We start from the raw sequence: 2,232 nt of genomic DNA, 5'->3' as shown, positions 1-2,232 counted from the left end.
TCTTCGGCTTCGATGCCGTCCGGCTCGTAGGTCCACGTGATCTTTTCGTAGGTGAACGCGAGATCTTCCATGTGACCCATCTGTTTGTTGTTCGGGTCGAGGCAGTTCGGCGTCCAGGACTGCATGTGCGTGAGGATCGCGTTCTCGAGTTTGGCGGTGTAGTACTTCTCTTCCGTGCCCTTCGGCGAAATGCGATAGAACTCCAGCGTCACGGTCTTCATTTGCTCGCCGGAGGTGAGCGCCTGATAGAGCTTCGGGCTGGACTTGTCGATTTCCTTGGTCACCGACATCGCGCCATGCACGCGCTTGCCCGTGGGCAGACCCGTTTGCGGGCTCTTCGGGATCTCGATGGTGTGATCCACGGCTTGCACGAGGATCTTGCCTTCGTGGCCCTGAACCTTCGTGGAACCTTCGATCTTTCCTTGATTCTGACCTTCGAGGGTCAGGTAGCATGGCATCGGCATGGTGGCCTCCAGTTGCCGTTATGGTTTGTCCGCGTGTCGCTTCTTGACTTGATGCATCGACTCGATGCGCCCATTTACGTGTAGGTGTCGGAGCGCATGAACACAGTGTGAGCGCGGGCGGTTACCGCCTCGTTGCAGGTGACCGCCCGCGTGTTACGGATGAAACCTGGCCGAAGCGCCGCTTATGTTCGCGGCTGCCTCGAACCCGATGCGCGCATCAGGCAGTTTCCAGCTTGCCGACGAGCGACAGCGTGAACGACGCGCCCATGTACTTGAAATGCGGGCGCACCTTCATGTCGACCTTGTACCAGCCCGGTTCGCCTTCCACGTCGAGCACGTTGATTTCGGCCTGACGCAACGGGCGGCGGCTGCGCACGCCCGGACTCGGGTTGTCCATGTCGGCGACGTACTGGCGAATCCAGTTGTTGAGTTCCTTCTCCAGATCGCCGCGCTCCTTCCACGTGCCGATGTTCTCGCGCTGCATCACCTTGATGTAGTGCGCCATGCGGCTCATGACGAACATGTACGGCAATTGCGTGCTGAGCTTGTAATTGAGCTCGGCTTCCTTGCCTTCTTTCGACTGGCCGAAGAACTTCGGTTTCTGCGCCGAGTTGGCGGAGAAGAACGCGGCGTTGTCGCTGTCCTTGCGCATGGTGAGCGCCATGAAACCTTGCTCGGCCAGCTCGAACTCGCGTCGTTCGGAAATCAGGATTTCGGTCGGAATCTTGTTCTGGATCTCGCCCATGGATTCGAACGAATACACCGGCAAGTCCTGCACCGTGCCGCCGCCTTGCGGGCCGATCACGTTGGCGCACCAGCGGTAGTCCGCGAAGCTTTCGGTGAGACGCGTGGCAAACGCGAAGGCCGCGTTGCCCCACAGGAACTGGTCGTTACCGCTCGACACGTCTTCCTTGTAGTTGAATTTCTTCGAAGGCGCCGTTTCCGGGCCGTACGGCACGCGCAGGAGGAAATGCGGCGCGGTCAGGCCGACGTAGCGCGCATCTTCGCTTTCGCGGAAGGCGTTCCACTTGACGTACTTCGGACCTTCGAAGATGGACGACAGATCTTTCAGGTTCGGCAACTGATCGAACGAGTCGATGCCGAAGAAATCCGCGCCGGCGGCGGCGACGAAAGGCGTGTGACCCATCGCGGCAACGCTTGCCGAATATTGCAGCAGCTTGACATCGGGCGCGCTTGCATTGAACTCGTAGTTAGCGATGATCGCGCCGAACGGCTGGCCGCCGAACTGGCCGTATTCGGCCGTATAGACGTTCTTGTACAGCCCTGACTTGGTGATCTCGGGCGCGTCCTGGAAGTCGTCGAGCAGCTTCTGCTTGCTCACGCTCATCAACTGAATCTTGATGTTCTCGCGGAAGTTGGTGCGGTCCACCAGAAACTTGAGCGAGCGCCACGACGATTCCAGCTTCTGGAAGTCATCGTGATGCAGGATGGCATCGACCTGCGCGCACAGCTTGCGGTCGAGGCTCGCGATCATGTCGTCCACGGTCGCGGCGGTGACACGCTCCACCGAACGCTGCGGTTCGAGCAGTTGCGCGACGAACGCCTGAATACCCTGGCGCGTGATCGAGTACGCTTCGTCGCCCGGCTTGATGCGGGCCGACTCCACCAGTTGATCGAGCAGCGAGACTTCGCCCGCCGCGGCCTCTGCCGGCGCCGCTGCGCCGGATTGCTGTTGTTCGTCGCTCAATTCAATCTCCTTCATCTACGAAGTGCTGGTTCCGCGTTACTTGTCTTGTGCGCCGAGTTC

The 2,232-nt window shown here is 59.9% G+C and carries 2 protein-coding genes; both read right to left on the bottom strand.

Features of this window, described 5'->3' with window-relative positions; all coding sequences use genetic code 11:
- A partial coding sequence (locus tag NCT04_RS34125; RefSeq protein ID WP_250470245.1) for an Hcp family type VI secretion system effector occupies positions 1-464 on the bottom strand: 464 nt, incomplete at its 3' end.
- A gap of 217 nt (positions 465-681) precedes the next feature.
- Positions 682-2,172, bottom strand: coding sequence for a type VI secretion system contractile sheath large subunit (gene tssC / locus NCT04_RS34120; RefSeq protein ID WP_244831863.1), 1,491 nt, complete (start codon positions 2,170-2,172; stop codon positions 682-684).
- Positions 2,173-2,232: the final 60 nt, after the last annotated feature.

Origin of the sequence: Caballeronia sp. GAFFF2 (assembly GCF_023631485.1) — a bacterium.
Lineage (GTDB): Bacteria > Pseudomonadota > Gammaproteobacteria > Burkholderiales > Burkholderiaceae > Caballeronia.
Note: the sequence above shows the minus strand (reverse complement) of the source record. Positions and strands in the feature narration are given on the sequence as shown.